This is a genomic window from Paenibacillus rhizoryzae (assembly GCF_059686995.1).
This window is the reverse complement of record NZ_JCAALT010000003.1, coordinates 246,803-272,710: the sequence shown is the minus strand read 5'-3', so window position 1 is coordinate 272,710 and position 25,908 is coordinate 246,803. Positions and strand designations below refer to the sequence as shown.

Below are 25,908 nucleotides of genomic sequence, written 5' to 3'. Positions count from 1 at the left end.
CTTCGTATCGTAACATGGAACAATCTCAGGGTCAAACGAAAGCGCCGCATCCTGTGGGAATGCAGCGCCATAGATAAATTCTATTAAGCTTTAGCCGTAATCGTTTTCTCGGAAACTAATTTCCAATCGTCGGTGCTAGCTACTTTCATGTAAAACCTAATCGTGTATTTGCCTGCGGTATCGAACGTATAATTGAAATCATCGGTACGGTACCAGAAGTTGTCTTTCTCGATCGAGACGCTCTTCGCCTGAATTAATGTTTCCGTATTCTGCGGATCCACGATCGTCACTTTCACTGCGGAAATATCCGTTAACAGGTTGTCAATTTGGGCAAACACTTTGAATGAGATGCGGTTGCCTTTCGTGACATTGCCGAAAATTGTGGTGTCCTGGAATAGGAACATGTGTACATTAGGCTTATACAAAGTAACCTTCTTCGATGCCTCATCCCAATACACAATGGATTGCAGCGTATTCGCCACTTGGCGTACTGATAAGTATGTTTTGCCGTCAGTAAAAATCCCCGCGTCGTCTAGCTCATTTCCGTTCACGATAACCCGCACCCGTTGAGAGGCGGAATCCGCAAAGAGCATAGTGCCGCCCCACAGCGACAACACCAACGTCAACATGAGAAGCCTTCTGAACTTCATGGTAGCAAACCCTCCGTCCGTAATCTGGATGTATGGTTATACTCTCCAAGTCGTCCAAAGTTGCGCCACTTCACAAAAATTTTTCCTTACCAAAACCTGTCATATTATGTTGAAACATGCGCTTGCCTGGGAAATAATGAAGGGAATTTGAGACCGATTTACACGTAGGTCCGCGTCAAAATGCACGGTACGCCTTTCCCCATTGCTCCCGGCTGCTTCATGCTCTCATAATAGCGCATCCCTCTTGCGCAAGGGGTCTTGCATACTGCACATGTGTCCGAAAGTACAATCTTCAGCACTGCCTGCTTCCGGTCTGAAGCGCTTTTCTTCTTCTTGACGACTTTACCTTTAGGAGCCATATTGATCCGCACCTGCCTATTTTCGCATTCCGTTCATAGCTATCGTATGAACGAATGGGCACCTGTGTGCATGGCTGAACGATGCAAGATCACGGAAGCAGATTAGCAAGGTTTTCCTTTTCATTTTTAAGCAGAAATGATAAATTGAATAGTAACGTACAGCTTAGGGAGGATGTCCCGATTGGATATTCAGATGCTCGGAACGGGCAGCGCATTTGCCAAAACCTATTTCAATACAAATGCGCTATTTTATACAGATCGCCATACCCTACTGCTAGATTGCGGCACAACTGCGCTGCTCTCGATGCATCAGCTTGGAAAGTCCGTTAACGAGATCGATGCCGTACTCATCAGCCATATTCATGCCGATCATATCGGCGGCTTAGAAGAGTTCGCCTTTCAAATGAAGTTTGTTTATAAACGCAAGCCGAAGCTGTTTATCCATGAATCGCTGGTCAACTCCTTATGGGAAAGCTCCCTAAAGGGCGGTCTGCTGCAGGATGAGTGCGCAGCGCTTGAGGATTATTTCGAAGTCATTCCACTTCAAACTGAGGTCAGAACAGAACTGCTGCCCGGATTTGCAGTCGAAGCGATACATACCGAGCATATTCCGAATAAGCGAAGCTACTCCTTCCTAATTAATGAGAACTTCTTTTATTCGGCAGATATGAGGTTCAATCCTGACCTGCTCGAACGACTGGTCAAACAGGGGGTTCAGCATATCTTTCATGACTGCCAGTTGAAGCCTCCGGGTGTCGTACATGCAACCCTCCAAGAGCTGCAAACGCTGCCCGCCTACATTCAAGAGCGCATCTGGCTGATGCATTACGATGACAGCAAGCCGAAAGATCTGGCTAGGGACGGCGTCATGCGGTTTGTTGAGCAGCATAAGCGATACACCTTCTAGTTTGGCTATAACGATAATAAGCCCGCTGCAGCGCAGCGGGCTTTTCTTGCATTATCTCAGACGGACTTAGCAGCGGTTAGAAGTTAGGCAGTTGATCCAGATTGTTGGTCGGATCGCCATCTGCATCCCCTCGAATGTAATGCTCGCCGTCTTTTCCTTTAAATACGTTCACGCCGGCAATTGTACCGTTATTCGCTTCTTCCAGCGCTTGCTCGTAATTAAGCACGCGGCCTGAGGAAGTCTTAAATGCCATTAAATCTCCATCGCCGTTCTTCTGTGCCGCAACGAATGTCTCTGCTGCACTGGTCGTTTGTTCATTTTCGTTCTCCGGACTAAACATATTGTATTCCTCCTCCTCTACGCTTGCATAGCGCTTAAGTAGGATGGCTCATTCTCTCTGAGAATATACACCCGAGAGCTTCGGCGCAGCCAAAAAAATCCGGTGTGCCCCAGTGGGCACGGCCGGATTTATGGGTTGTTTTCTTCACGTAACGGAGGTTTCTGCTGGCGCGAATTCGCCGCACCCGGTAAAGCCGGAGTCATATCTTTTGGTTTGTTAGGTGAATCGTAGACCTCACCGAACACGGATCGCGTTGTGGGATAAACCGTACCTAGCACGTTTTCCTGGTTGACGACCTTCATGGTCGAGACCGTGTCTGAAGCATGTTGCTGTAAGCACCCGGAACAAATCAATAAACCAATAACAGCTCCAATTGCTTTCCTCAACTATACCACTCCCTATGGCTTTACCATTTTGGGAATAGTATACCCGTGCTGTCACCAAAGCAAACTTAACGCTTGGATTTCAGTTCCGGCGGCAGCTTTCTTCTCCACACAAATGCTTCATCATAAGCGACTGTATCATGGATCACCATCTTTGCCACACACACGCAAACCGTACCGACGATACCGAACAAGCCTACCAACCACACCGCCAAATGGGCAGCTTCCGCCACTAGACAACCCGCCTCTCCAAAGATTAAGCTTGAGTACACCTTATGCGGGTTTACAGTAAATTAGACTATTTTTTTGCGAATACTTGTTGACATCTTATTTGCCGTTTGATATATTAATTCTTGTCACTAACGAGGCAACACTATATGATCTGGTAGCTCAGCTGGGAGAGCACTATCTTGACAGGGTAGGGGTCACAGGTTCGAACCCTGTCCAGATCACCATAATTTAAACGCACAAACCCGCGGAAACGCTGGTTTTTTTCTTTTGTCTACCAGGTGCTTGCAACCAGTGCCGACACGATTTGATTTTTACCTCTTGCGTTTTTATATCTTTTACTTCTAAGTTGGCTCTTTCGATGGCATCAATGTCAAAATGCCCATCCGCTTAGCATTTTGTCATAGCTATATTCCATTTTTAATAAGAAGTCCGACAAAAAGGGATCCTCCGTATTAATCGGGGATCCCTTTCATTTTCACCCTCTTCGAACGATCTGGATTCGGTCGAAGTCTGGAGCCCAACCGCTAGGGTTGGAGAACTTAATCGTATTGTATCCTGCTTTCAGTTGAACAGTAGCTTGTAAAGTGCCGAGCGTGGTCCAACTCCCTGTAGCTGGGAAGCTTAAATTAGTTGTTGCACCGTTTACACTCATTCGAGCCGTTCTTGCTGCCGTATCGCCGTTGATGTATGAAATGACCAACGAATAGGTCCCTGCAGTTGCCACGTTAATTCGGTTAAACTGCAACGTACCGCTGTTGTTGCCAACGTAACCGACTTTTGAACCGCCTGAGCAGGAGCTGCACGACACTACGATAGCGCCGCCTTCAAGCGTATTGGCTGAAGTCTCCGCTTCAACCGTAACTGAAGTATTAGCTGTATTCGTGGTTACGCTAATGGTGTTGCTGTTACCCGAAACATTACCTGTCGCATCTTTCGCTCTTACCAAATAACTATAGCTCGTCGATGCTTTAAGTCCGGTATCGGTGTAGGAAGTGCTTGTTGCAGTGCCGGCATAACTGCCATTCCGATAGATCTCGTAACCCGATACGCCGACATTATCCGACGAAGCTGACCAACTGAAGCTGATGCTGCTTGCCGTTTTACCTGTTGATGTTAGGTTAGTTGGACCTGTCGGTGCTTGTATGTCTGAGCTGCCAGTTGATCCGTCGTATGCACCGCTTTGCAGGCTATAGCCAAGCGTCGTATCCGATTTCAAGCTTGCGAACGGTCCGAGCGTTTGATTTGCGGGATCCATACCGATGCCAACCTTACCTATTGGCGTTCTGCCTCCGGTGTAATAGTTGGTATTAGCAAATCGTACGCTTGGCTTCCAGCCGGCCGGATCCAGAATGGACAGCGCCAACGTATAGGTTCCATTCGGCAGCGTTATCGGAATCTTAAATGCACCGTTCACGGTGTTGACAGTTGGCGGTTGATCGTAGGCACGAGTCGCGATATTCCAGTTTGAACCGGGCAGCCAGGTTCGAATATCGCCTTGGAATACGCCCTTCCACGCAACGGTCCCGTCACTCTTCAGCAAATTCGCCTCCACCGGCCAGTTGTAATAGAATGGCGAGGAGCCTTTGTTGGTAACCTGGAACGACACGGTCATCGTCCCTCCTGGCGTCACATTTCCTGTAAACGTCGCCTGATTCAACACGAAGCGATAGCCAAGCACCTTCTGCATGGCGGTTGCCCCGACTGCTACGGCGGGATTGCTTGCCGTATAGTCCGAAATCCACCCTAAGCTCGAGGTATGCGTGTTCATGATCCAGTCAATGACATAGTTCGTATTAGCGGTACTGCCCAGCGTGCCATTGGGACTGCCGCCTAGCTTAAACTGATTGCCCCAATTATAGGCTACTTCACCGCTGTTAATCTGAGTTCGCCAATTATTCCGCGAAATTTCCCCATTCCCGCTGCTGGCATCATCCGGCACAGCAAAGGAATCCCAAAAAACACCGAAATTGAAAGCCTGAAACGTCGCCGGGTAGCGAACGAGTAATTTCTTGTTATGGAAAGCTGACATATACGCGTTACCCATTGCCGTTTGAAAACTAAGCGGGATTTGATTTGTGCGGTCGCTGTACCACAAAGGATATATATGGTGCTCGCCCCAGTTCCCATACAAGCCAAGCTCCACAAAAGCAACGCGAGGATCATTGTCCCAAGCTTGACCAAGCTTCCCGATAAAACTCACGAGCCGGGCTTTCAAAGGTTCTGACAACCACTGATTAACGGGATCGCCATGTGTGATTCCATTCGGCCAATACTCCCCGACATTTGGATAAACAATGACGACTCGCGGAACAACCTTAATATTTTTCTTTTCAATGCCCGCCCAAGCCTTATTGCTCCAATCTTTGATCTTCTGAATGGTATCTGTTGCATTCACTTCCAAATCGGTGTACTTGATATAGTGTTTATAAATATCTGCATACTCCCGAGTTGGGAAAGTAGTATCGTTTATGCCGCGCGATGGTCTAAAGCCCATGATCGGATTATTGAATGCTTCCGGCGTTTCAGTCAATTTGAAGGTGTTTTGCGCAAACAGCTTCACTTTCGGTTCCGTTGACTCGGTTGGCGCAATTCGATTTGTTTTGTCGTAAGGCGTTACACCTTGCGAGTGAATATTTATGTCCGAGTCGTCGTTATCTATCCTACAACCGGATAAAGCCAATAAAACAGATAACAGCGCCGCAGTTAAAGCCAACGTCTTACGCATATCGAAATCCTCCTCTTAATCAGAGCGGGCGGGCGTCGACATCGAGTTAGATCAACCCTGTCAATTCCCTTCGATTGTTATCATGCTCGCAGCGGCTCTGCTTAACCGGAATTACTGAATGGAAATTAAGACCTAGTCTTCTCCTTGACAGGGTAGAGGTCACAGGCTCATCGTCATGGTCTGAATAGTAGACAAAAAGGGATCCTCCGAATTAACGGGGATCCCTTTCCATGTTACGCTTTTTGAACAAACTGGATTCGGTCGAAGTCTGGCGCCCATCCGCTAGGGTTTGAAAATTGGATCGTATTGTCTCCTGCTTTAAGTTGAACGGTAGCTTGATAAGTGCCGACTGTAGACCAGCTGCCTGTAGATGGGAAACTTAAGTTTGCTGTTGCACCACCGTTTACACTCATTCGAGCCGCTCTTGCTGTCGTATCGCCATTCACGTAGGAGATGACCAACGTGTAGGTTCCAGCGGTTGATACATTAATTCGGTTGAACTGAAGCGTACCGCTGTTGTTGCCGACATAACCGACCTTTGAACCTCCTGAGCAGGCGCTGCACGATCCTACGATAGCTCCGCCAGCAAGTGTATTGACTGAGGACTCTGCTTCAATCGTAACTGAAGTCGCTGTGTTCGTCGTTACGCTAATAGCGTTGCTATTCCCCGAAACATTACCTGCCGCATCTTTCGCTCTTACCAAATAGGTATAGCTCGTCGATGCTTTAAGTCCGGTATCGGTGTAGGAAGTGCTTGTAAAGGTGCCGACAGAGCTGCCATTCCGATACAATTCGTAACCAGTTACGCCGACATCATCCGTTGAAGCTGACCAACTGAGGCTGATGCTGCTTGTCGTTTTAGCTGTCGTTTTTAACTGCGCCGGAGCTGTCGGCGCTTGAAAGTCTGCGCTTCCGACGCTGGTCGATCCGTTGTACGCAACGCTTTGCAGACTATAGCCAAGCGTCGTATCCGATTTCAAGCTTGCAAACGAACCGAGCGTTTGATTGGCTGGATCCATGCCTACGCCTACCTTACCGATCGGCGTTCTGCCTCCGGCGTAATAGTTGGTATTCGCGAATCGTGCGCCTGGCATCCAGCCGGCCGGATCTAGGATGGACAGCGTAAGTGTATAGGTTCCATTCGCTAGCGTTGCCGGAATCTTAAATGCTCCGCTCATGGTGCTGACAGCCGGAGATTTATTGTAAGCACGAGCCGCACTATTCCAGTCCGAACCGGGCAGCCAAGTGCGAATATCGCCTTGGAACACGCCCTTCCACGCTACTGTTCCGTCACTTTTCAGCAGACTCGCCTCCACCGGCCAGTTGTAATAGAATGGCGAAGAGCCTTTATTGATAACCTGGAACGACACGTTCATCGTCCCGCCCGGCGTCACATTGGCCGAAAACATGACCTGATTCAACACGAAGCGATAGCCGAGCACCTTCTGCATAGCCGTCGCCCCGACTTCTACGGCTGGATTGCTTGCTGTATAGTCCGAAATCCACCCTAAGCTCGAGGTATGCGTATTCATGATCCAGTCAATGACATAGTTCGTATGAGAAGGACTGCTCAGCGTTCCATTCGGACTGCCGCCTAGATTAGACTGGTCGCCCCAGTTATAAGCGACTTCACCGCTGTTAATCTGAGTCCGCCAATTATTCCGTTTTATTTCCCCATTCCCGGTGCTAGCATCATCCGGCAGGGCAAAGGAATCCCAATAAATGCCGAAATTATAAGCCGTGAACGTATCTATATAGCGCACAAGCATTTTTTTGTTGTGGAATGCTGCTGTAGACGCATCACCCAGAGCCTTTTGGAAACTGGGCGGGATAATGTGTGTCCCGTCAGGAAACTTATTCGGATAAATGTGATGCTCACCCCATTTGCCATACAAGCCAAGCTCCACAAAAGCAACGCGAGGATCATTGTCCCATGCTTGCCCAAGCTTTCCGATAAACGCCATAAGCCGGGTTTTCAAGATATCTGTCAGCCACTGATTGACGGGATCGCCATGCGTAATCCCATTCGGCCAATATTCCCCAACATTTGGATATACAATGACGACCCGAGGTACAACTTTAATATTTTTCTTTTCAATGCCCGTCCAAGCCTTATTGCTCCAATCTTTGATCTTCTGGACGGAGTCCGTTGCATTCACTTCCAGATCAGTGTACTTGATATAGTGTTTATATATATCTGCATATTCCCGATTTGGAAAAGTAGAATCGTTTACGCCTCGCGATGGTCTAAAGCCCATGATCGGATTATTGAATGCTTCCGGCGTTTCAGTCAATTTAACCGTAATGGTTCCCACTGCCTCATTCGCCTCCTATAAAACTTGTTCTCCCTCCGCTCCGGATTAACGCGAGCAACGCTGCCGAACAGAGGAGTAAACCTAAACCTTCAATTCTTCATCTATTCCCTCCCTAAAGTAGATTCAGCGTCTCTATCAGTATACGAGGACGAGCATTTGTGGTGACTGCTATGAAACCTATTTATACAAGGTATCGCAAACCAGGCTAAACATGGAAAGGGATCCCCCGTCAATACGGAGGATCCCTTTTTTCAGACGCTGCGAGAACGTCTAATTTATTTTTATATGTAGCGATGATGTTTGGCCTTGATGTTCCTATTAGCCTGCTTCTACCTTTGCCGGATACAGCCAATTCTCCATTACTATTGCTCTTGATTCAGCTTGATTGGAGAGCGCTTCAGCCCATTCGCTGATTTTAAATTTCATGACATCGATCGAATACTGGAAAGGGTACTCGCGCACATTAACGGCTACCCAAGTTGCATCATTCAAATTCGACCATTCCAAGCTAATCAAGTTGGTCATTTCGGAAAAACTTTGGACTAGTTTAACGAAATCATGAATTTGCTGCTGAGTCTCTTGGGTCATCTGAACTCGCTCCATTCATATGGTTTGCGCATCTGTACCCATATTACCATTTATTAGGCGATGAAAATGTCGCTCCTTGTTGTCCTTTTGTTGGAATAAATGACGAGCCATTCGCATATACGACGCTTTGGCAGCGATATAAATTGGGACTTTGTCGAAACAGTACCTGTCATGCAGCCAACTCGAAGCCGTCCTCACTCTATTGCCTATTACTGTTCCACTTTGATTACTCGAACCAATCTGCGTTCTTCATTTTTAAGAAAAATACCATACACTTTGTCGCCTTCATATAAGGGTGTTTCTTGCATAAAATTAGTTTCGTTAAACAAACAATGATCTCCTGCACCGTTTATTGCATCGTAACAATGCTCATGAGGGCATTCAATGATTGTATATTCGGAAACTTCAGTGGGAGTGTCGTTCATGATACCGATCAACAAAGCCAAGGTCTTAATCATGGTTAGCGTAGTCATTTACAGACATGCTCCTCTCTATAGAAGCGTGATCCTAACTCGTCATGCTTTCATCTCTAAACTACGCTCGTAATTGTCGTTCTATGCTACTTAGTGCCACGTCCGGTGGTGCTCAACGCTTAATAATGCGAGGCAATCAATGCATTCCCTAATTTATGCAATTTTTGATGAGATATTGGAATACAAATTTTCATATCAATTATTACTCCTGAATATCTTGTCAGTCCCTCACGAAAAAATTACATTTAATAACAAATTAGTGGATTGTGGTGTAATTCTTCATTACTTTTTCCAATTAATCCCGTAGAGTCTAATCAAGCATCCATAGTAGAATTATCGAATCACATACTAGGGGGATTCACTTGAAGAAGCTCATCGTCGCACTTGTCTTTGTCATGATGTTTAGTTCATTCTCAATCGCTACGGCGGCAAGTAAAATCACAGTTAAGATCAACGGTGTGGCTCAATCCTACGATCAGCCACCTGAAATGATTAGCAACAGCGTCATGGTGCCACTTCGAGGAATCTTTGAAGCACTGGATGCAACCCTTCACGTGCAAGGGAAGACCATTCATGCTGTTAAAGGAAATACACAAATCATCCTGGTTATTGGCGAAAGCAACGCTAGTATTGATGGGAAACAAATTAAATTGCAGCAAAAATCCCAAGTCATTCATGGTCGGACGCTTGTTCCTCTTCGCTTTGTCGCAGATGCTTTAGGCGCAGAAGTGCGCTGGGATCAGACGACTAGAACAGTAATGATAGCAAGCGGCAAAGTAACGACAACTGTTAAGAACGTCACGTTACAATTTCCTGTGGATCGCTATCCGCTAACAGCGGCACACATTGCGGCAGCCATCAAGAATGGTGAATCCACGGTATGTACAATCGACCGTGATGGCGCAGATCATAATCGTGAAGAGTCGCTTCAGGGTATTCCGACGAAGGAGGGCTATGATCGGGATGAATGGCCAATGGCCATGTGCGCAGAAGGCGGGGCCGGAGCTGATGTGGAATATGTTCCTTCATCTGATAATCGCGGATCCGGTTCATGGGTTGGCAATCAATTAGAGGATTATCCGAACGGAACAAAAGTGGTATTTGTCTTATCCGGGACTACTGCTACTGACCCTAATCCAGGGGAAAATACTTCAACCGTTACTTATGCAAATTGCTCAGAGGTCAAGGCCGCGGGGAAAGCTCCCCTTCATACCGGTGACCCGGGCTACAGCTTTAAGCTGGATCGAGATAAAGATGGCGTTGCTTGCGAAGTGTCCTAGCGATTTTCAAATTAACGAATGTAATCGTATATCCCGATAAATAAAGTGTTAGAAGACCACCTAGTAAGGAGGAGCCCATGGATATCGCAGCTTTATCTACGTCCTTAGCCCAAATCAATTTATCTCAGGCTGTTGGCATCAGCGTTCTAAAATTAGCCAAAGATCAAACCACGGAACAATCCCAACAAATGATTCAAATGATGGAACGAAGCGCGCAACCAAACTTAGGTGGAAATCTAGACATAAGAGGATAATTGTTTGTAGGAGGAGAAAGATCATTCTTTCTCCTTTCTCTTATTTCGGAGTTATTCAAAATTCAAACCCTTGCCTCCTCCTCATTCTTCACTAACTTCGCATGACAATTTCCTGCCATATCCCAAACTCAATCAACCCCAGCCCGTTGACGATAATCGGACGGCGTGCACTGGTATACCGAGCGAAACATTTTGCTAAAATAACTAAAATTGTCGAAGCCTGATTCTAGTGCCGCTTCTCCAACTGAAATAGTACTATCCGCAAGCATCGCTGCTGCAATCCGAATCCGCAGCAAGTTGATGTACTCGACAGGGGTTTTGCGCATGAACGACTTGAATACCCGCGTGAAATGTCCCTCGCTCATGCCCGCTTCTGCGGCCAATTCCTTAATGGTCAGCTTACGCGCATAGTGAGCATCGATGTAAGTCAGCACCGCCTTTAGCCGCTCTTGTGTATGCATATCGAGAGACGACCGAGGCTCTCACCGTACGAATGCTTCGCGGGATACGTATTCCGCAAGCAGCTGATAGAGTCCGGCCTTTAACCGGAATGCTTTGACCGGCGCTTCCGATTTCTCCAATTCAAGCAACGGAGCCATTCCTTGGCACAACGCAGAAGCCAACTCCGATTCCGCGACTGCATGTGGTTCAGGCACCAGCCGACCGCGTTTGATCGGCTCTATATATTGAATCGTCATGCTGTCCCCTTGGCTCATCAGCCAATCCAAATCAAAGACTAAAGCCGAATATGAGCAAGCCCCTCCGGATGGTGAATAACCGCCGTGCAGCTCTCCGCCCGGGATGAACAGCACCTCGCCTGCCCGAACGTTGTAAGTCGACAAACCGATTTGGAACACCGCTTCCCCGCTCTCCACGATCAGAAATTCTGCTTCCTCATGCCAATGATTATCGAGTATCGGCTCACCTGCTTCTTGCTCCATCCGATAGATGCCGACCGGAAGTCCCGGGCTGCCGTGCCTTCTATTCTCACGCAAATGATGGATATCCATCGATTCCACCTCTAATATCAGTATCGTATTAATATATAGCATAATAATGCAAGATAATATATTTTTCAATCAGTATACTGTTAGTATGTTGTAACAATTTGACGTGAAATCGAGAGGATGGTTTGCAAACATGAAATTCAGCGATGGTTATTGGATGACGCGCGAAGGCTACCAAGTCCTTACCCCTTATGAAGTCCATAATGTTGAGGTTTCAAGCAATAGCATCACCGTATACGCGACACACAGCCATTTGGAGCATCGTGGCAATACGTTGAACGCGCCACTAATGACAATGGAATTTTCTTCGCCGATAAAGGATATTATCCGCGCGAAGTTTTATCATCATAAAGGAGCTCGACGCCTTGGCCCTTCTTCGTTCCCACTGCTCGAAGCCAGCCAAGCGCCTGTAGAGATTGAAGATTCAGCAGATGCTGTCACACTTAAGAGCGGGGACGCCGCAGTAACCATTACGAAAGCACATCCGCTCACCATTACCTATACCTTCAAAGGGAAGAAGCTTACTCGCAGCGGCTTCCGTTCAACCGGCTTTGTCAAAGCAAATAACGGTAACCACCATTTCCGCGAGCAGCTTGACCTTGGCATCGGTGAAACGGTATACGGTCTCGGCGAACGGTTCACTCCATTCGTGAAGAATGGCCAAGTCGTCGACATCTGGAATCAAGATGGCGGCACGGCGACCGAGCAATCGTACAAAAATATCCCGTTCTATGTGACGAACCGCGGCTATGGGGTTTTCGTAAACCATCCCGAGCTTGTTTCCTATGAAGTCGCTTCGGAGAAAGTATCCAAGGCTCAATTCAGCGTAGCTGGCGAGTCGCTCGAATATTATGTTGTTGGCGGCGATACGCTCAAGGACGTGCTGTCGAACTATACTTCGCTGACTGGTAAGCCAGCACTTCCGCCAGCTTGGTCGTTTGGCTTATGGCTCACTACATCGTTCACTACGAATTATGATGAAGCAACGGTTACAAGCTTTGTCGACGGTATGGCTGAACGCGATCTTCCCCTTGCTGTCTTCCACTTCGACTGTTTCTGGATGAAAGAGTACGAATGGTGTAACTTCGAGTGGGACGAGCGGGTATTTCCGGATCCGAAGGGCATGCTGGAGCGCCTGAAAGCGAAAGGACTTCATATCTGCGTCTGGATTAACAGCTACATCGCTCAGCGCTCTCCTTTATTCGATGAAGCAGCCGAGCTTGGCTACCTATTGAAACGTCCTGATGGCAGTGTATGGCAAACGGATATGTGGCAATATGGTATGGGTATAGTCGATTTCACAAACCCTGCCGCTTGCGACTGGTTCAAGAGCAAGCTGGCTGTACTTCTCGATATGGGCGTGGACAGCTTCAAAACCGATTTCGGCGAGCGGATCCCTACGGATGTCGTCTACTTCGACGGTTCCGATCCGCAGCAAATGCATAACTACTACACACAGCTGTACAATAAAGTGGTCTTCGAGCTGCTGGAAGAGAAACGCGGTAAAGGTGAAGCCGCACTATTCGCCCGCTCCGCAACAGCCGGCGGTCAGCAATTCCCGGTACACTGGGGCGGCGACTGCGAAGCGACCTATGAATCGATGGCAGAAAGTCTGCGCGGCGGCCTGTCGCTCGGCTTGTCCGGCTTCAGCTTCTGGAGCCATGATATCGGCGGTTTCGAGCAAAGCTCCCCACCGGATCTATACAAGCGTTGGGTAGCGTTCGGTTTGCTCTCCAGCCACAGCCGTCTGCACGGCAGCACGTCGTACCGCGTACCTTGGCTGTATGACGAAGAAGCAGTCGATGTCCTTCGCCACTATACGAAGCTTAAGCTGCGCTTGATGCCGTATCTGTTTGGCCAATCCGTGCAATCGGTGAAAATCGGTTTGCCGGTTATGCGCGCGATGGTGCTGGAGTTTGGCGACGATCCAACCTGCGACTACATTGACCGTCAATATATGCTGGGTGACTCCATTCTTGTCGCTCCGATCTTCAATGCGGACGGTGAATCCACGTACTACTTGCCGAAAGGCACGTGGACGCATTACTTGAGTGGTGAGCAAGTGGAAGGCGGCGTTTGGCGCACAGAATCTTACGATTACTTCAGTATGCCGCTGTTTATCCGCGAGAACTCGCTGATCGCAGTAGGCGCCGAAGACAATCGTCCGGATTACGATTACGCGGCAGGCGTTAAACTTTCGCTCTACGCGCTTCAAGATGGCGCAACTGCTACTTCTGTAGTCACTACCTTGACCGGCGAAACCGCATTTACGGCTACAGCAAGCCGCAGCGGTTCCACGATCACGATCGATACAGAAGGCAAGTCCGAAGGCTGGAGCGTCCTCCTCCACGGCGAACATGCTGTAGCTTCCGTTCAAGGCGGACAAACCGATGCCGGTTCAGAAGGTACACGGATCATCCCATTATCCGGAGCTGCTAAACTACTTATTGAACTGGCGTAATCACCGACTAGCCAATATGGCTGATTCAAAAGTTCATTCTCGGCTACCGCCAGCATAATTAGCTTACAAAAATAGGCCAACCAGTATATTCTGGTTGGCCTATTCATTCGTAAAACCGTCTCCACCGATTTTCCGGCGATGGTTTATGAAGGCTTTAGACATGGTATCGGCACAATTCTCTCCCATACGACTCATTCGCTTCTGTCGTCTCATATGCTGACGAAGAGGAGTGATTCAAGCATGCCTAATTACAGAATTATTGTGGATTTATCCGATCGACATCTCTACCTGCTCGACGATAATATCGTCGTTCGCGGGTTCCCCGTTGGCATTGGCAAAATGCTCACTCGCACTCCGACCGGGGAATACACCATTATCAATAAACAGGAGAATCCTGGTGGTCCTTTCGGCGTGCTCTGGATGGGGTTATCTAAGCCGCATTACGGCATTCATGGCACCAATGACCCCGGCTCTATCGGAAGAGAAGTCTCTCATGGCTGTATCCGCATGTTTAATAATGATGTCCTTGCTCTATCCGACCTTGTCCCGATTAATACCCGGGTTACGATTCGGCCGTAATTCCGCAAGATGTGCGCCTTCTTTTGCAACTTTATCCAGAGAAGGTGCGTCTACATAAACAAGACAATCCATTATTTATGAGGTGAATGCAATTATGTTGAAACGGTTTGTACTGTTTTCGATGATGCTGCTGCTTTTTCTATCGGCATCCCAATCGGTTTGGGCATTCTCGGATATAAAGAACGACCCTAACGAAGCGACAATCGCAGAACTTCAGAAGATGGGGATTCTATCCGGAAGCGGTAAAGGTGATCTGTTTCAGCCGAAGGGCAAGCTCACTTACGCTGCAGGCATTTCGATGATCGTGAAAGGACTTGGGCTGAACATTGACAACATCCGCTTTATTAAGGAGCCGAAAGTAACGGATAGTTTTCCGAAGATGAAAGATGACGCTTGGTATGCGAATTCTTTTATCATCGCTTCCTTGAATGGTCTTGATATTCCTCGAGACACCGATCCTTCCGCACTGATGACAAGGGAGCAATTTGCTTACCATCTGGTCCAGGGGCTCCTTCATAAAGGCGACTTTGCCTTCATTGACCTTTACGTTGTCTTGAAGGATGAAGCAGATGTCAACAAAGCCTATATGGACAGTATTCAGAAGCTCCTCATTCTCCGAATCGCTCAGCCGGACAATGGGCAGAAATTCCTGCCTAAGACAGCTATTACGCGCAGCGATGCAGCTGGTTGGTTACGAGGCGTCATGCAATTTGTGACGGATACACCGACTATACCGCCGGTTGAGGAGCCAATCCCTTTCCCGCTCTACGATTTGCAGCTTTCCTCGAAGGCGGTTAACAATGAAATTACCGAAGTCACGGTTTCTGCGCAAGCGCCAAATCCCGGCTACGGACTTCGTATTGCCTCCATTTCGTTCGAGGGCGATCAAGCGATCATCCATGTCGAACCGATCTATCCCGATAAAGACAAATTTTACGCTCAGGTCATTACCAATGTAAAAGCGGTCACCTATATCGCTTCCGGCTTCAAACCGGTTCTCGGTGATACAGGGGCATCGGCTGGCGGGTCAACCGGCATTATTGGCGGAAACGGCACGTCTTCCAGTTCCCCGGCACCCGATGTCGCAGTTGGCCACTAACCTATTGTGAATACAGAAAACCCTCAAAGCAACATTGCTTTGAGGGTTTTTGTGTTAGGGAAGAAATCCTTGTTGGCCAAAATATACCGTTCCCTGAGGCATCAATTCGCTTAGCTGCTGTAAGAAGCGATCCGCAGTCTGCGGCGTATATAATGCTTCATGCCCAAGCTCCTGATAGCGATCAGCGATCTTGAGCTGCGCCGTACGTTTGCCCCCGCTGCCGTCGCCGCGGAAGAAATCATCGACAACGACTCTTTCCACATGGGATGCGATGATTCCGGCAAACCAGTCACTGCACGGAAGCAGTGGCGATACGGCTGCCTGAACAGCAATACCCGCTTCCCGCAGCTCTCGAATCGCCCGCAGCCTTGCAGCCAGAGGGGGAGCATCCGGAGTCAGCTTCTTACGAATGGGTTCCAAATCCGTCTCGAGCGTCACACTTATTCTAACTCGATCGCCGAGCATTTTAAACAATTCCACATCCCTTAGCACCAGCGGGCTTCGGGTCTGAACGAGTAGAAACTGCGGCGGCTCTTGGGCCATAATTTCGAGCAGCTGCCTCGTCACACCTTCCTTATATTCAGCCTGCTGGTAGGGATCGGTGGCTGACGACATAAATACGGTGACTTCTCCTTTGGCTAGCGCTTTGCGCCATTCCTTGCGAAATGCCTCCGTTTCAAACCGTTTCGGCTCCACCCATTCCCCCCAAGGCTCACTGCGAAACATCGCAATAGGCATACGCCGTACATAACAATAAGAGCAACCGAACGAACAGCCTACATACGGATTGAGCGTATACGCATATCCTGTCAGATATCCGGAGGCCGGATTGAGGAAGCGAACAGCCGCCTGTTTCTTCTTGGAAGGCTCAGATGCAGTCATACTGCTCCTCCTTTAGTTTACCGCTCCCTGCAGTTCCGCGAGCATTGGGATCCGCCATTCAATTTCACTTAAGCCCAGCTCTCGCAAATACTGATTTACACGCGAGAAGGGACGGCTACCGAAGAAGCCCCGGCGCGCTGCAAACGGGCTGGGATGCGCTGAGGAGATGATAAAATGCCGATCTTGATTGATCGATACCGCTTTCTCCTGCGCATGCTTCCCCCACAGAATAAATACGACCGGCTGCTCCCGCTCGTTTAACGCTGCGATTACAGCATCCGTGAAGCGCTCCCACCCCATGCCTTGATGGGATGCCGGCAATCCTGCTTGTACCGTTAACACATTGTTAAGCAGCAGGACGCCTTGCTTAGCCCAAGCTTCCAGATATCCGTGATCGGGAATAGGGAGTCCAAGATCCGTTTGCAATTCTTTATAAATATTTTTCAAGGATGGCGGCGTCTTCACGCCAGGCAAAACGGAGAAGCTTAGCCCGTGTGCTTGCCCAGGCCCATGGTAAGGGTCCTGCCCAATAATGACTACTCGCGTATCCTGATACGAGGTGTAATGGAGTGCATTCAATATTGCCGTTTGATCCGGGTAAACCAGTTCCGTCTCATATTGCTGCGATAATTGCTTATTTAGCTCGCGAAAATAGGACTTCTCCAGTTCCCCGCTCAGCACTTCAGCCCAGTCATTTCTAAGTACCAGTGTCATGTTGTCCCCCATAGGTTGAAATAAAAAACTCCTCTGCCGTCATTCTGAGTTCAGTCAGAAGTGGTGCAAAGGAGGTTGTCTGTTTTGAAATCAATACGTTAATTTTAGCATACTACAAGGTCGATTACAAAAAATTCTGCATCCGTTCGGATTAGAAAAAGGAGCCTTTGCAGGCTCCTTCTCGACGGTGATCGATCGTTGAATTCTTCCATTCTCACACTAAACTTCTTTGAAAAACTTGGGCACCGCTTATCACGTTCCGGTTTTAAACGGATCGCTATCAGCGCGTGTGTTCAGATCTGCTCTGCGACACAACCCCTCGCTTCCATATCGTGAAGTGATTAAATAAATTCCTCCAGTAGCCCTAGCACCATAAGGTCCAACGGAACCACACCTCTCTTCACACCGTCAATAACTATAATGCACCGAATCGGATCATATTATTCAGTCGCGAATTAAAAATGTCGGGCAGACGCTCGAGTCACCAATTCCACTTCATGAAAAAATTGTTTGTTTTTAGGCGATTGGAAGTAAAATCTGTGATCTGTAAATTCCACATAAAACACGGGCAATTTCGTCTGCCTTGCACGCTCATCCCCATTGCTATTTGTCGCAGTGTTGTGTTCACCTGAACAAATAAAATCATAGCCATAATCGCTTGTTTCATGATGAGGCAAGTAAAATACCGAGCCTTTCCTAGGTACGAAAAAAATCGATTCTTTCGTCACGGATAAGAACCCATAACCGGCATCTCCCCAAGCCTCAACCGACATAATCGGAGTTTCCTTGAATTCTTTACGAATCAGTGCTTCGCATTTCTGTTTTTTGCGATTCTCTATGACGTTATAGAGAATCGGCAACGCCACGCACCACAACGGGGTAAGCTTGATGTACAATTGGTTCCCCCAGAACAGCCATGTCACCATCCCAACGATGAAGACAAGTAAAAGGATAGAAAACCTCAAGTAACTCCTGCCCGCATTTCGTTTTCTCACTATGGATGACTCCTTTTATTTTATATCAATTTCAGCTAGGTACAATAAATAATAGCTAGATTCTTGCCTTCCGTCTGTTGACTTTAGGTCACATTGCCTATATTCTCATAATGTACATATGGGAAATAATAGGGGGTTAACTGCCAGCAATGGATATACGTTTGGAGTTTGGACAAAGAGTGAAAGAACTCCGAGCCAGAAGTGGGATGTCGCAAGAACACCTGGCATATCGATCTGGACTAGACCGGACGTACATAAGCGGGGTAGAACGCGGAGAACGAAATATTAGTCTTGTCAATATCGAGAAAATTACCGCCGCACTGCAAGTTACCATGTCCTATATGTTCTCTGGGGAGCGTTTCTCCATAACGCCCGCATATGTTCCCAAAGACTTCAAAGTACCTTTCAGAGAGCGCTTCAGATATAACCTGGACCCGGACAAGAAACTGCTGGCTTTCTCGGTTTCAGGGTTATTTTCAGGCAAGAATGACGTCGATTATTTATCTTCCGTTATATTGGGGATCTGTTCGGCGTATGGGCCTAATGAGCTGAATATCTTGGTCGATCACCGAGAGATGAAAGCCTCCGATGGCGAAGCCGTAGTCTATTCACCTGATATCGTGGAGCAGGCAACCGTCTTCCAGCAGGAGCTGACCAAATATAGCAATCGCGTGGTTGCCCTCTGCAATTCCGAATTCATGGTCCATCAATTAAATCATGTGGCCAAGACAAGCGGTATCTTCGAAAAAGCAACACATCTCTTCGAGAAAGATAAAGATATGATCGGAAGAGCTTTCTCGCTGCTAGACATTCACAGTAATGCACTCATCAAACCGGCAAAATAAAAAACCTCCTTTGCGAATACCTGAATGTCTCAGGTCCCGCGAAGGAGGTTTGTTTTCGTATTCAGCCACTTAGCAGCTTCTTCAAGAATGGTTCTGTCTCTCAGTAACATGAATCGGGTGGAGTAATCGTTGACGGAGCTGTTCATGTATGCGATTGCCTGATTAAGATGAACCCACTTCACTTGCATGCCGAGCTTGATCTCATTTTCGGTAAGGGACGTCACTCCCGGAAGGTCAACCATCCTTGCAATGTAGCAATACGAGCGCTGGAAGAACTGATTTCTATTCTTATGTTCATCCATGTAACCGAGCTCATGAATAATTGAGGCGTTGCAGCCCGTTTCTTCTCTAATTTCGCGCAAAAACGCATCCTCGACATCCTCTCCCACTTCGACGCCACCACCTGGCAGCTTATAAAGGTTGAGCTTCGCCATATGCATCATCGCGACTTGCAGGTGGTCATTTACAAGCACCCCTCTGGAAGCGTGCCTGGACACTACCTCTATGAACGCTGGTTCACCACCGTCAAAGTGACTGTCTGTAATAGTTCGTAGTAGATGCAGTGGAATCACCTCGTTGTTGTTATGCATGATTAAAATGTTTGATTAAAGTAAATTATATTTCCAGTAGATGGGTTATGGCAATGATTAAATTCAGTCAGCGTCCTCGTTTGGCCATAAAAAAACTCCTTTTCATCACTTGTTCAAGACAAGTATCGAAAAAGAGTTTTTTCATTGCTTTAAAACTTATGTATTGCTCTCAAGGATTCGTAAATCCTTATCTTACTTAAGGATGCCGAGGACGGGAATCGAACCCGTACGGTGGTCACCCACCGCAGGATTTTAAGTCCTGTGCGTCTGCCAGTTCCGCCACCCCGGCATGTGAGTGATGATTGTGGAATGGTGGGCCCTGAGGGACTCGAACCCCCGACCAATCGGTTATGAGCCGACCGCTCTAACCAACTGAGCTAAGGGCCCTTACGATAATAATCGAAAGGTTGGTTGCGGGGGCAGGATTTGAACCTGCGGCCTTCGGGTTATGAGCCCGACGAGCTACCGAGCTGCTCCACCCCGCGATAACACACATTCACTACAAATCATTCAATGGCGACAAGAAATAATATACTATATGATGTACGGATAAGTCAAGCATATTTTGTTATGGCAGGAATCGAACGCCAAATCTTCCTTTCCGCGAACGAAATACTTCGATTTCTTGCGGACATTCATACCCATACACCCACCAGTCGTTTTCCATCCGTCTAACCAAACAGCCGGCTTGAAATTTGGTTTCATACAGACGCCCCCAATACACCCATTTCATGTCACTTACTCCCTTCTTCGCCGTTTCGCTTAGAATGCCCCATTTGCGGAAAATTAAAGCATCCCCAGCAAACGACTCCGTCGTAAGCAAAAAAACCGCACAGACGCAAAATGCGCCGATGCGGTTCCTTCGTTATTCTTTACCCTTTACCACCGTAAACATTAATTCCTACGCCGCCTCCGCCTTCAACCGGTTCGAGCGGGCCATTCGGATTTTCCTTGATCTTCTGCAGCATGGCATCCCCTTTGGTTTGCCATTCCTTAAGCGCCTCTTCGACGGACTTCTTCTTCTGAATGACTTCCTGGAAGAGCGGCTGTGCAAATTGTTGAACCTGATAAAGGTTCGGCATATCGCGGTAGAGCTTCTCCAGCGTCGTATCCTGCGGCGGTACCGGCTTCAGGGAGTAGAATGCCGCGATGTTATAGTTCATGCCGTCTTTCGGCTTCAGGAACGATTTGCGCGCTACCATCTCATACGTGCTGCGGGATTTCAGCTTCGCCCATTCCTTGCTGTTGTTGAACTGGATGAAGTCCCAAGCATCGTCGCTGTTCTGTGCGTTGGCGCTGATCGCCATCAGGTTGTTCAAGTAGATATTACCGCCAATACCCGGAGCTTCCTCGAAAGTAGGGATTGTCACAACATCCCAATCGGGGGATGGAATTTTAGGGTTCTTAGCGGAATAATCCTTCGCTCTGGACAGCTCATTTACATAATCATAGCCGCCAATCATCATGGCGATACGACCGCTGATGAAGAGATCGCCTTGGAACGGGTTAAAGGCTGCCTTCTCGTCTCTGGCAATGCCGCCTCCGCCGCCGTTGTTCATATCTTCTTGGGTCGGAACGATTTTCTCTTGATACAGTCCGGCTACTTCATTCCACACTTTGCGCCATTGCGGCGTATCTACCGTCATCTTCTCTGCTTTATTGTCAAACATCTTTAGCTGCAGAGGTGCCGCGTAGGTTTGGGAATCCCAGAACGGGTCTCCACTCCAACGATTGAACGAGAAGCCAAATTTCCGCTCCGCGCCTTCGCCCTTTGCGACCTGTTTCGCTTTCGTAAAGATATCTGTCCAGGACATACCGTCTGTCGGTGGTGCAACACCTGCATCTGTAAAGAGCTTCTTGTTATAGTAGAGCGCCGAAGCATTGAAGGTTGGCGTAAGCGCATATAGGCTGCCGCCTCCTGCATCCTTGATGCCGTCAATAACCGTCGGAACGAAATCCTCGATATCGAATTCGCTCTCTTGAATTAGCGGATCCAGCTGTTTAAGCAGATTGTCATCTACAAGACGCTTCAAATAAGAGGATTCCAGAACAACGACGTCAACCGGGTTTTTGCCGTTGATCATCTCTTTCAGCTTCTCGTACGGGTCTGGCTGCTTCTTGTTCGGATCAGGCTCTTCGAAACGCTGATCATCGTAATTGATAGCCGCAGCGATTTCAATATCGATATTCGGATGAGTCAATTCATAACCGTCCGTAAATTGTTGACGCAGATAAGGTTCATTATCGGAATTGGAATACATAAAGCCGATTCTAAGCACATGGCGCTCTGCCTCGTTGCCGCTATCCCCCTTGCTGCAAGCTGCAAGACTTGATGCCAGCAGTCCCGCTGTAACCGCCAGAGCCGAAGTCCTCATGATTAGTTTTCCCCGCGAACGTCTAACTCTCTTCTCCATTCGTTCTACCCCTCCAGTGATTTAGGCGGTGAAATGATGATCCGTTCACCGTCAAATTCCATTGATGCTTTATCTGTAATTTGTAAGGCTGTTAAATACGATTTCGGAATTTGAAGCCTGCCCACCCGGTCTACGACGACATATTCTTCATGGATGGCATGATCGCCTCCTAGTGTCGAATGATTGCCTGCATGATCTTTATCGTCCAGATTCGGATTTCGTTTAATGAATTCGGTACTGGTTAGTCCATCCCGAATAGCCACGACGCGATCGACCTTACCGGCTAACGATAAATCATGCGTAACGATAACGATCGTAATGCCGATCTCGCGGTTAAGCCTGCGGAAGATATCCATGATGAGATCCGAAGTGCGCGTATCGACGGAGCCTGTCGGCTCATCGGCAAGCAGCAGCTTCGGTCGGTTGGACAGCGAAATTGCGATCGCAACCCGCTGCTGCTCACCGCCTGAGAGCTGGTGCAGCTTGTTGTGCATGCGTTCCTTCAGCCCTACCCACTCCAACAGCTGCTTCGCATAGGCGCGATCTAGTTTGGAGGATAACATCATCGGCATTTCCACGTTCTCAAGCGCTGTCAAATACGGAAGTAGATTTCGCGCGTTGCTCTGCCAGATAAAACCGACGGTATCGCGTTTATAGGAGACCAGCTGCTCATCGGTGATCTTGAGCAAATCCCACGGCCCTACGCTTACTTGGCCGGCGGAAGGGCGGTCAAGACCGCCCAGTATATTGAGCAGCGTCGATTTCCCGCTGCCACTGTTACCGATGATGGCCATCATTTCTCCTTCACGGACGTGAAGGTTGAGCCCTTGCAGTGCAACGACCTCAAGATCATCTGATTTGTAAATTTTAACGAGTCCCTCGCAAGTAATCATGAGGTCTTAACGCTCCTCTCCCATCTTAACGGCTTGATGTACGCGTATTCTGCGGATATGGATGAGCAGAAGCGCTGCACCCATCAGCATCATACATGCGACTACAATGTAGAGCTGCGTTGTATCCTTGGAGTCAAACACGACCCTAAACGGCGGTACAGAGTTCGCGACATTATCGGTCGTTTGCAGGAACGGCAAGAATAGTAAACTCGCGATTTTGCCAATTAAGATGCCAAGTCCGATGGACAGTCCTGCTGTAAACACCTGCTCGAGGAGCAGCATGCCGGTTAACTGCTTCCTGGAGAGTCCCATCGCGCGTAGAACGCCAAACTGCACAATCCGGCCTGATAGATTAAAGAACCAGAACAGAATATAACCCGTCAGCGACACGATAATGGAAACGAGGAAGCCGAGACTGAGAATCCCGAATACCCCTCCGCGGGTCGGGTGCTTCGATTGCACGGCTAGCTCGATGCGTACGTCCTGTACATTCGCAAGCTCGATGCCTTCATCCTGCAGCTGCTTCATGATTGGAGCGGTTAGCGCGCCCGGCTTCATTTTGAGCCATACATCGTAAGGAATGATCGGCACTTGATCGTAAATATAATCGAGATTCGCGATAATGAACGGTGATGAATCCGGATATTGACTTGGCCAGTACGGCACGATACCGACGACGACGAAATCAATCATCCCTTCCTGCAACCCTGCAGAAATGGTATCCCCCACCTTCAACTGATACTTCTCCGCCACGTTTGACGGAATAATAGCAGCTTGTTCATAGAGCCCTAAATACTTCAAGTAGAGAAACGGATGCGACGGATACAGATCGTTGCGGAACCATGCCACTTTGGAGAAATCGACATTGTCGATGCCCATCACGGTTCCTTGTCCGGCTGAACGCCCCGAAACGACGATATTGGCTTTGGTCTGCAGCACGCGCGCCGCCGCTTCTACCCCATCCAGCTTGCGGAACACTTCGAATGGCGGCTCCGAATAATTGATACGAGTCGGAACCGTAGTGCCGCCGCCGTTGCCGCCGCCACCTCCGCCGTTACCGCCTCCTCCATTGCCTCCACCGCCGTTGCCACCTTCGCCGCCGCCGTTACCGCCTTGTCCGCCACCGCCGGCATCTCCGCCTCCGGTGTCAATCACTTCGGCAGTTCCTTCCCATACCGTCTGCATGACTACGTCGGTTCCGAATTTGTAGAGCGTCCGCTCGGTGGAATTCAGATCGATCGTTCGAGCAGCAGAAGCATTGTAAACCCCTAATCCTAACGTCAAGATGAGCAAAATCATAAGCGGATAATACCCCTTCGACGATCTCGACAGCTGAGTCAGCGTCAAGTAGAGCGGCACCGGAAGCACCTTCCGGCCGATCCAATTAAACAGCTTCAGCAGCCACGGGAAGACTCGAAGGAAAAACAACCCCATCGCGAAGATGGCAAGCGCCGGAACAAAGAACAGAAATGGCTGCACGTTCAGCTGATCCGTCGTCATTTTACTCTTAAACGAGATCAACTGACGTTCATTGAATAAGTACCAGCCGTATGCCGCGACGCCTAGCATCAGAACGTCGACATACCATCTCTGCCAGAACGGTTTGCGATCCGAACGCGCAATCTGTTTCTTGTAGTCCACAATCGATGCCCGGGCATAAATAACCGCAGGAATTATGGTCGCTAGAAGAGCAAGCACCACGGAGCCGATGCCCGCAATGATCGACTCTGTCCCGAAGCCAATCGGGATCGATTTCCGATTCACGAATTCCAAGAACCCATTAGCCGAGCCTATGCTCTTCGCCATAAACCAACCGATTAACGGACCTATGATGAGAGCGATTATCCCCAGCAGCACGCCTTCGAGCGTATAAATACCGATGATTTGCCTCGTCCCCGCTCCACGGCTGCGTAACACCGCGATGTCACTGCGCTGCTTGTCGAGGGATTGCCTTGCGTTCATCGCGATAAAGTAGAACACCATCGCCAGCATCGGAGCAGCAAGCGTAAACAGCAGGAGCTGGAGCTGGAGACTCGACTTGCGGAACTCGCTTAACAGCTTCGCAAATGAGATCTCTACTCTCGTATCCTTCAAACGCTGGTACAGCTCGATGTTCAACCGTTCAAGCGTTTGATTGAGCGGCGATAATTCGCTTGTCTTGATATCTTTCAAATCGAATGCATAATACCAATTGGCCGTATGAACCGGAATTTTCCGATCCTTCATCAGCCCTTTCTGAAAGGCATTCTCGCCAATTTGCAGCGTGCTCATCAAGCCTTCAAGCCCTTGGTACCAATACGGGTCCGTATCGCTCAGCGGCTTAAACGCTCCGACGATCTTCACGCGAAGCGTCAGATTCAATCCGCTGTAGATCGGGTATTCAAACACATCGCCGATATGGACGTCGCTGCGGTACATGGCTTCTTCCAGCATGACCGCTTCAATCGTGTCGTCATCACCGACAGCGTCCGTAAACCAGCGGCCTTGCGTCAGCTCGGTTTTCTTATCGAGACCGCTCATCGACGTAAGTCCCATCTGACGAACACGGCTCGCATCGACGGCCGTTGGATCCTCAGGCGTCAGCTCTGCATTTCGAATGGCCAGACTTTGTACATAGGTGCCGAATGGAAAACCAACCTCTTTCGGTACATCCTCGCGGATATAACGGGACACCTCGGTCAATGCATTCAGATCCGTCTTGCCGGTCGTTTCCTGGTAACGCATCAGAAGCGATCCCGCCGGCAGCCCGCTGCTCTCATCCTTTAGCGATTGTGCGACAACCCGCTTCAGCGCTCCATCCGCGTACATCGGGATACTGGTCGCAAAGGCGACGGCAATGATCAAGCCGGCCAGCGAGCTGAGCGTCATCCATCGCGTGTTCCACATTTTGCGAAGCAGAAAGCGAAATAGCGGTATCCCCATAG

At 48.6% G+C, this 25,908-nt stretch carries 26 protein-coding genes, 4 tRNA genes and 2 pseudogenes; 10 read left to right on the top strand and 22 right to left on the bottom strand.

The genetic code is table 11. The features are described 5' to 3' along the window. Positions 1–83: 83 nt before the first annotated feature. Together AC6ESO_RS10070 and AC6ESO_RS10065 are read right to left on the bottom strand one after the other, a co-directional pair. Positions 84–650: a stalk domain-containing protein gene (locus tag AC6ESO_RS10070; protein ID WP_494818821.1), complete on the bottom strand. Its 567-nt coding sequence runs from the start codon at positions 648–650 to the stop codon at positions 84–86. A 158-nt stretch (positions 651–808) separates the two neighbouring features. After that, positions 809–1,009, bottom strand: coding sequence for a hypothetical protein (locus AC6ESO_RS10065; RefSeq protein ID WP_494818820.1), 201 nt, complete (start codon positions 1,007–1,009; stop codon positions 809–811). A gap of 172 nt (positions 1,010–1,181) precedes the next feature. On the opposite strand from AC6ESO_RS10065, the gene AC6ESO_RS10060 reads away from it, so the two are divergent. Then, positions 1,182–1,916: an MBL fold metallo-hydrolase gene (locus AC6ESO_RS10060; protein WP_497091252.1), complete on the top strand. Its 735-nt coding sequence runs from the start codon at positions 1,182–1,184 to the stop codon at positions 1,914–1,916. Between the two features lie 76 nt (positions 1,917–1,992). Here AC6ESO_RS10060 and AC6ESO_RS10055 read toward each other — a convergent pair whose 3' ends face one another. The 3 genes from AC6ESO_RS10055 to AC6ESO_RS10045 form a co-directional block, all read right to left on the bottom strand. Next, the gene (locus tag AC6ESO_RS10055; RefSeq protein WP_497091251.1) at positions 1,993–2,256 is read right to left on the bottom strand and encodes a DUF3892 domain-containing protein; all 264 of its coding nucleotides are present in this window, start codon (positions 2,254–2,256) and stop codon (positions 1,993–1,995) included. Positions 2,257–2,384: 128 nt separating this feature from the next. Continuing rightward, a complete protein-coding gene (locus AC6ESO_RS10050; protein WP_494818817.1) occupies positions 2,385–2,642 on the bottom strand; it encodes a hypothetical protein in 258 nt (85 codons plus the stop codon). Between the two features lie 65 nt (positions 2,643–2,707). Beyond that, on the bottom strand, positions 2,708–2,872 hold the full coding sequence (locus AC6ESO_RS10045) for a hypothetical protein (RefSeq protein ID WP_494818816.1): 165 nt from the start codon (positions 2,870–2,872) through the stop codon (positions 2,708–2,710). Between the two features lie 146 nt (positions 2,873–3,018). Here AC6ESO_RS10045 and AC6ESO_RS10040 point away from each other — a divergent pair. Next, positions 3,019–3,094, top strand: a tRNA-Val gene (locus AC6ESO_RS10040). Between the two features lie 251 nt (positions 3,095–3,345). Here AC6ESO_RS10040 and AC6ESO_RS10035 read toward each other — a convergent pair. The 4 genes from AC6ESO_RS10035 to AC6ESO_RS10020 all read right to left on the bottom strand — a co-directional run bounded on the left by AC6ESO_RS10035 (position 3,346) and on the right by AC6ESO_RS10020 (position 8,971). Further along, entirely contained in the window at positions 3,346–5,595 is a 2,250-nt protein-coding gene (locus AC6ESO_RS10035) for a DUF4832 domain-containing protein (RefSeq protein WP_497091250.1), read from the bottom strand. 233 nt (positions 5,596–5,828) lie between these two features. Continuing rightward, positions 5,829–7,910, bottom strand: coding sequence for a DUF4832 domain-containing protein (locus AC6ESO_RS10030; RefSeq protein WP_497091249.1), 2,082 nt, complete (start codon positions 7,908–7,910; stop codon positions 5,829–5,831). Positions 7,911–8,228: 318 nt separating this feature from the next. Then, on the bottom strand, positions 8,229–8,498 hold the full coding sequence (locus AC6ESO_RS10025; RefSeq protein WP_497091248.1) for a hypothetical protein: 270 nt from the start codon (positions 8,496–8,498) through the stop codon (positions 8,229–8,231). Positions 8,499–8,707: 209 nt separating this feature from the next. Beyond that, positions 8,708–8,971, bottom strand: coding sequence for a hypothetical protein (locus AC6ESO_RS10020; RefSeq protein WP_497091247.1), 264 nt, complete (start codon positions 8,969–8,971; stop codon positions 8,708–8,710). 395 nt (positions 8,972–9,366) lie between these two features. Between AC6ESO_RS10020 and AC6ESO_RS10015 the strand changes: the two are divergent. The 4 genes and pseudogenes from AC6ESO_RS10015 to AC6ESO_RS10000 form a co-directional block, all read left to right on the top strand. Then, a pseudogene (locus tag AC6ESO_RS10015) lies at positions 9,367–9,723 on the top strand (copper amine oxidase N-terminal domain-containing protein); the annotation flags it as partial. A 48-nt stretch (positions 9,724–9,771) separates the two neighbouring features. After that, positions 9,772–10,080 (top strand): annotated as a pseudogene (locus tag AC6ESO_RS10010) (NucA/NucB deoxyribonuclease domain-containing protein); the annotation flags it as partial. After that, positions 10,066–10,251, top strand: a complete 186-nt coding sequence (locus AC6ESO_RS10005) for an excalibur calcium-binding domain-containing protein (RefSeq protein WP_497091623.1) — start codon at positions 10,066–10,068, stop codon at positions 10,249–10,251. The pseudogene AC6ESO_RS10010 and the gene AC6ESO_RS10005, both read left to right, overlap by 15 nt. Before the next feature lie 77 nt (positions 10,252–10,328). Further along, positions 10,329–10,505, top strand: a complete 177-nt coding sequence (locus AC6ESO_RS10000) for a YjfB family protein (protein WP_497091246.1) — start codon at positions 10,329–10,331, stop codon at positions 10,503–10,505. A 128-nt stretch (positions 10,506–10,633) separates the two neighbouring features. On the opposite strand, the gene AC6ESO_RS09995 is transcribed toward AC6ESO_RS10000, so the two are convergent. Together AC6ESO_RS09995 and AC6ESO_RS09990 are read right to left on the bottom strand one after the other, a co-directional pair. After that, positions 10,634–10,966 (bottom strand): helix-turn-helix domain-containing protein, encoded by a 333-nt coding sequence (locus AC6ESO_RS09995; protein WP_497091245.1) that lies wholly within the window; start codon positions 10,964–10,966, stop codon positions 10,634–10,636. A gap of 21 nt (positions 10,967–10,987) precedes the next feature. Continuing rightward, on the bottom strand, positions 10,988–11,515 hold the full coding sequence (locus AC6ESO_RS09990) for an AraC family ligand binding domain-containing protein (protein WP_497091244.1): 528 nt from the start codon (positions 11,513–11,515) through the stop codon (positions 10,988–10,990). Between the two features lie 130 nt (positions 11,516–11,645). Here AC6ESO_RS09990 and yicI point away from each other — a divergent pair, with 130 nt between their 5' ends. From yicI to AC6ESO_RS09975, 3 genes are all read left to right on the top strand, one after another. Further along, complete coding sequence (gene yicI, locus AC6ESO_RS09985; protein ID WP_497091243.1) at positions 11,646–13,973, top strand: alpha-xylosidase; 2,328 nt, start codon at positions 11,646–11,648, stop codon at positions 13,971–13,973. A 240-nt stretch (positions 13,974–14,213) separates the two neighbouring features. Next, complete coding sequence (locus AC6ESO_RS09980) at positions 14,214–14,552, top strand: L,D-transpeptidase family protein (protein ID WP_494818811.1); 339 nt, start codon at positions 14,214–14,216, stop codon at positions 14,550–14,552. A 94-nt stretch (positions 14,553–14,646) separates the two neighbouring features. After that, on the top strand, positions 14,647–15,651 hold the full coding sequence (locus AC6ESO_RS09975) for an S-layer homology domain-containing protein (protein ID WP_497091242.1): 1,005 nt from the start codon (positions 14,647–14,649) through the stop codon (positions 15,649–15,651). A 54-nt stretch (positions 15,652–15,705) separates the two neighbouring features. Here the strand turns inward: AC6ESO_RS09975 and AC6ESO_RS09970 are convergent, their stop codons facing one another. The 3 genes from AC6ESO_RS09970 to AC6ESO_RS09960 form a co-directional block, all read right to left on the bottom strand. After that, positions 15,706–16,533: an SPL family radical SAM protein gene (locus tag AC6ESO_RS09970; RefSeq protein WP_497091241.1), complete on the bottom strand. Its 828-nt coding sequence runs from the start codon at positions 16,531–16,533 to the stop codon at positions 15,706–15,708. A 12-nt stretch (positions 16,534–16,545) separates the two neighbouring features. Continuing rightward, positions 16,546–17,247 (bottom strand): uracil-DNA glycosylase, encoded by a 702-nt coding sequence (locus AC6ESO_RS09965; protein WP_497091240.1) that lies wholly within the window; start codon positions 17,245–17,247, stop codon positions 16,546–16,548. A 455-nt stretch (positions 17,248–17,702) separates the two neighbouring features. After that, positions 17,703–18,242, bottom strand: a complete 540-nt coding sequence (locus AC6ESO_RS09960) for a hypothetical protein (RefSeq protein WP_497091239.1) — start codon at positions 18,240–18,242, stop codon at positions 17,703–17,705. 149 nt (positions 18,243–18,391) lie between these two features. On the opposite strand from AC6ESO_RS09960, the gene AC6ESO_RS09955 reads away from it, so the two are divergent. After that, complete coding sequence (locus AC6ESO_RS09955; protein ID WP_497091238.1) at positions 18,392–19,087, top strand: helix-turn-helix domain-containing protein; 696 nt, start codon at positions 18,392–18,394, stop codon at positions 19,085–19,087. Between the two features lie 29 nt (positions 19,088–19,116). On the opposite strand, the gene AC6ESO_RS09950 is transcribed toward AC6ESO_RS09955, so the two are convergent. The 8 genes from AC6ESO_RS09950 to AC6ESO_RS09915 all read right to left on the bottom strand — a co-directional run bounded on the left by AC6ESO_RS09950 (position 19,117) and on the right by AC6ESO_RS09915 (position 25,906). Then, positions 19,117–19,560, bottom strand: a complete 444-nt coding sequence (locus tag AC6ESO_RS09950; protein WP_497091237.1) for an NUDIX hydrolase — start codon at positions 19,558–19,560, stop codon at positions 19,117–19,119. 320 nt (positions 19,561–19,880) lie between these two features. After that, a tRNA-Leu gene (locus tag AC6ESO_RS09945) sits at positions 19,881–19,966 on the bottom strand. Positions 19,967–19,987: 21 nt separating this feature from the next. Next, positions 19,988–20,064 (bottom strand) — tRNA-Ile (locus AC6ESO_RS09940). A gap of 21 nt (positions 20,065–20,085) precedes the next feature. Further along, positions 20,086–20,162: transfer RNA gene (locus tag AC6ESO_RS09935), tRNA-Met, on the bottom strand. An 83-nt stretch (positions 20,163–20,245) separates the two neighbouring features. Continuing rightward, positions 20,246–20,410, bottom strand: coding sequence for a hypothetical protein (locus AC6ESO_RS09930; protein ID WP_177245843.1), 165 nt, complete (start codon positions 20,408–20,410; stop codon positions 20,246–20,248). 139 nt (positions 20,411–20,549) lie between these two features. Then, positions 20,550–22,052, bottom strand: a complete 1,503-nt coding sequence (locus AC6ESO_RS09925) for an ABC transporter substrate-binding protein (RefSeq protein WP_497091236.1) — start codon at positions 22,050–22,052, stop codon at positions 20,550–20,552. 44 nt (positions 22,053–22,096) lie between these two features. Then, a complete protein-coding gene (locus AC6ESO_RS09920) occupies positions 22,097–22,984 on the bottom strand; it encodes an ABC transporter ATP-binding protein (RefSeq protein ID WP_497091235.1) in 888 nt (295 codons plus the stop codon). 6 nt (positions 22,985–22,990) lie between these two features. Further along, a complete protein-coding gene (locus tag AC6ESO_RS09915) occupies positions 22,991–25,906 on the bottom strand; it encodes an ABC transporter permease (RefSeq protein WP_497091234.1) in 2,916 nt (971 codons plus the stop codon). Positions 25,907–25,908: the final 2 nt, after the last annotated feature.

Coding starts and splice junctions, on each gene's coding strand:
- AC6ESO_RS09920 (WP_497091235.1), bottom strand. CDS start 22,984: ATGATTACTTGCGAGGGACTCGTTAAAATTTACAAATCAGATGATCTT.
- AC6ESO_RS10025 (WP_497091248.1), bottom strand. CDS start 8,498: ATGACCCAAGAGACTCAGCAGCAAATTCATGATTTCGTTAAACTAGTC.
- AC6ESO_RS09915 (WP_497091234.1), bottom strand. CDS start 25,906: ATGGGGATACCGCTATTTCGCTTTCTGCTTCGCAAAATGTGGAACACG.
- AC6ESO_RS09930 (WP_177245843.1), bottom strand. CDS start 20,410: ATGAAATGGGTGTATTGGGGGCGTCTGTATGAAACCAAATTTCAAGCC.
- yicI (WP_497091243.1), top strand. CDS start 11,646: ATGAAATTCAGCGATGGTTATTGGATGACGCGCGAAGGCTACCAAGTC.
- AC6ESO_RS10035 (WP_497091250.1), bottom strand. CDS start 5,595: ATGCGTAAGACGTTGGCTTTAACTGCGGCGCTGTTATCTGTTTTATTG.
- AC6ESO_RS09955 (WP_497091238.1), top strand. CDS start 18,392: ATGGATATACGTTTGGAGTTTGGACAAAGAGTGAAAGAACTCCGAGCC.
- AC6ESO_RS10020 (WP_497091247.1), bottom strand. CDS start 8,971: ATGACTACGCTAACCATGATTAAGACCTTGGCTTTGTTGATCGGTATC.
- AC6ESO_RS10060 (WP_497091252.1), top strand. CDS start 1,182: ATGTCCCGATTGGATATTCAGATGCTCGGAACGGGCAGCGCATTTGCC.
- AC6ESO_RS10055 (WP_497091251.1), bottom strand. CDS start 2,256: ATGTTTAGTCCGGAGAACGAAAATGAACAAACGACCAGTGCAGCAGAG.
- AC6ESO_RS10000 (WP_497091246.1), top strand. CDS start 10,329: ATGGATATCGCAGCTTTATCTACGTCCTTAGCCCAAATCAATTTATCT.
- AC6ESO_RS09975 (WP_497091242.1), top strand. CDS start 14,647: ATGTTGAAACGGTTTGTACTGTTTTCGATGATGCTGCTGCTTTTTCTA.
- AC6ESO_RS10070 (WP_494818821.1), bottom strand. CDS start 650: ATGAAGTTCAGAAGGCTTCTCATGTTGACGTTGGTGTTGTCGCTGTGG.
- AC6ESO_RS10065 (WP_494818820.1), bottom strand. CDS start 1,009: ATGGCTCCTAAAGGTAAAGTCGTCAAGAAGAAGAAAAGCGCTTCAGAC.
- AC6ESO_RS09925 (WP_497091236.1), bottom strand. CDS start 22,052: ATGAGGACTTCGGCTCTGGCGGTTACAGCGGGACTGCTGGCATCAAGT.
- AC6ESO_RS09970 (WP_497091241.1), bottom strand. CDS start 16,533: ATGACTGCATCTGAGCCTTCCAAGAAGAAACAGGCGGCTGTTCGCTTC.
- AC6ESO_RS09995 (WP_497091245.1), bottom strand. CDS start 10,966: ATGCATACACAAGAGCGGCTAAAGGCGGTGCTGACTTACATCGATGCT.
- AC6ESO_RS09990 (WP_497091244.1), bottom strand. CDS start 11,515: ATGGATATCCATCATTTGCGTGAGAATAGAAGGCACGGCAGCCCGGGA.
- AC6ESO_RS09965 (WP_497091240.1), bottom strand. CDS start 17,247: ATGACACTGGTACTTAGAAATGACTGGGCTGAAGTGCTGAGCGGGGAA.
- AC6ESO_RS09980 (WP_494818811.1), top strand. CDS start 14,214: ATGCCTAATTACAGAATTATTGTGGATTTATCCGATCGACATCTCTAC.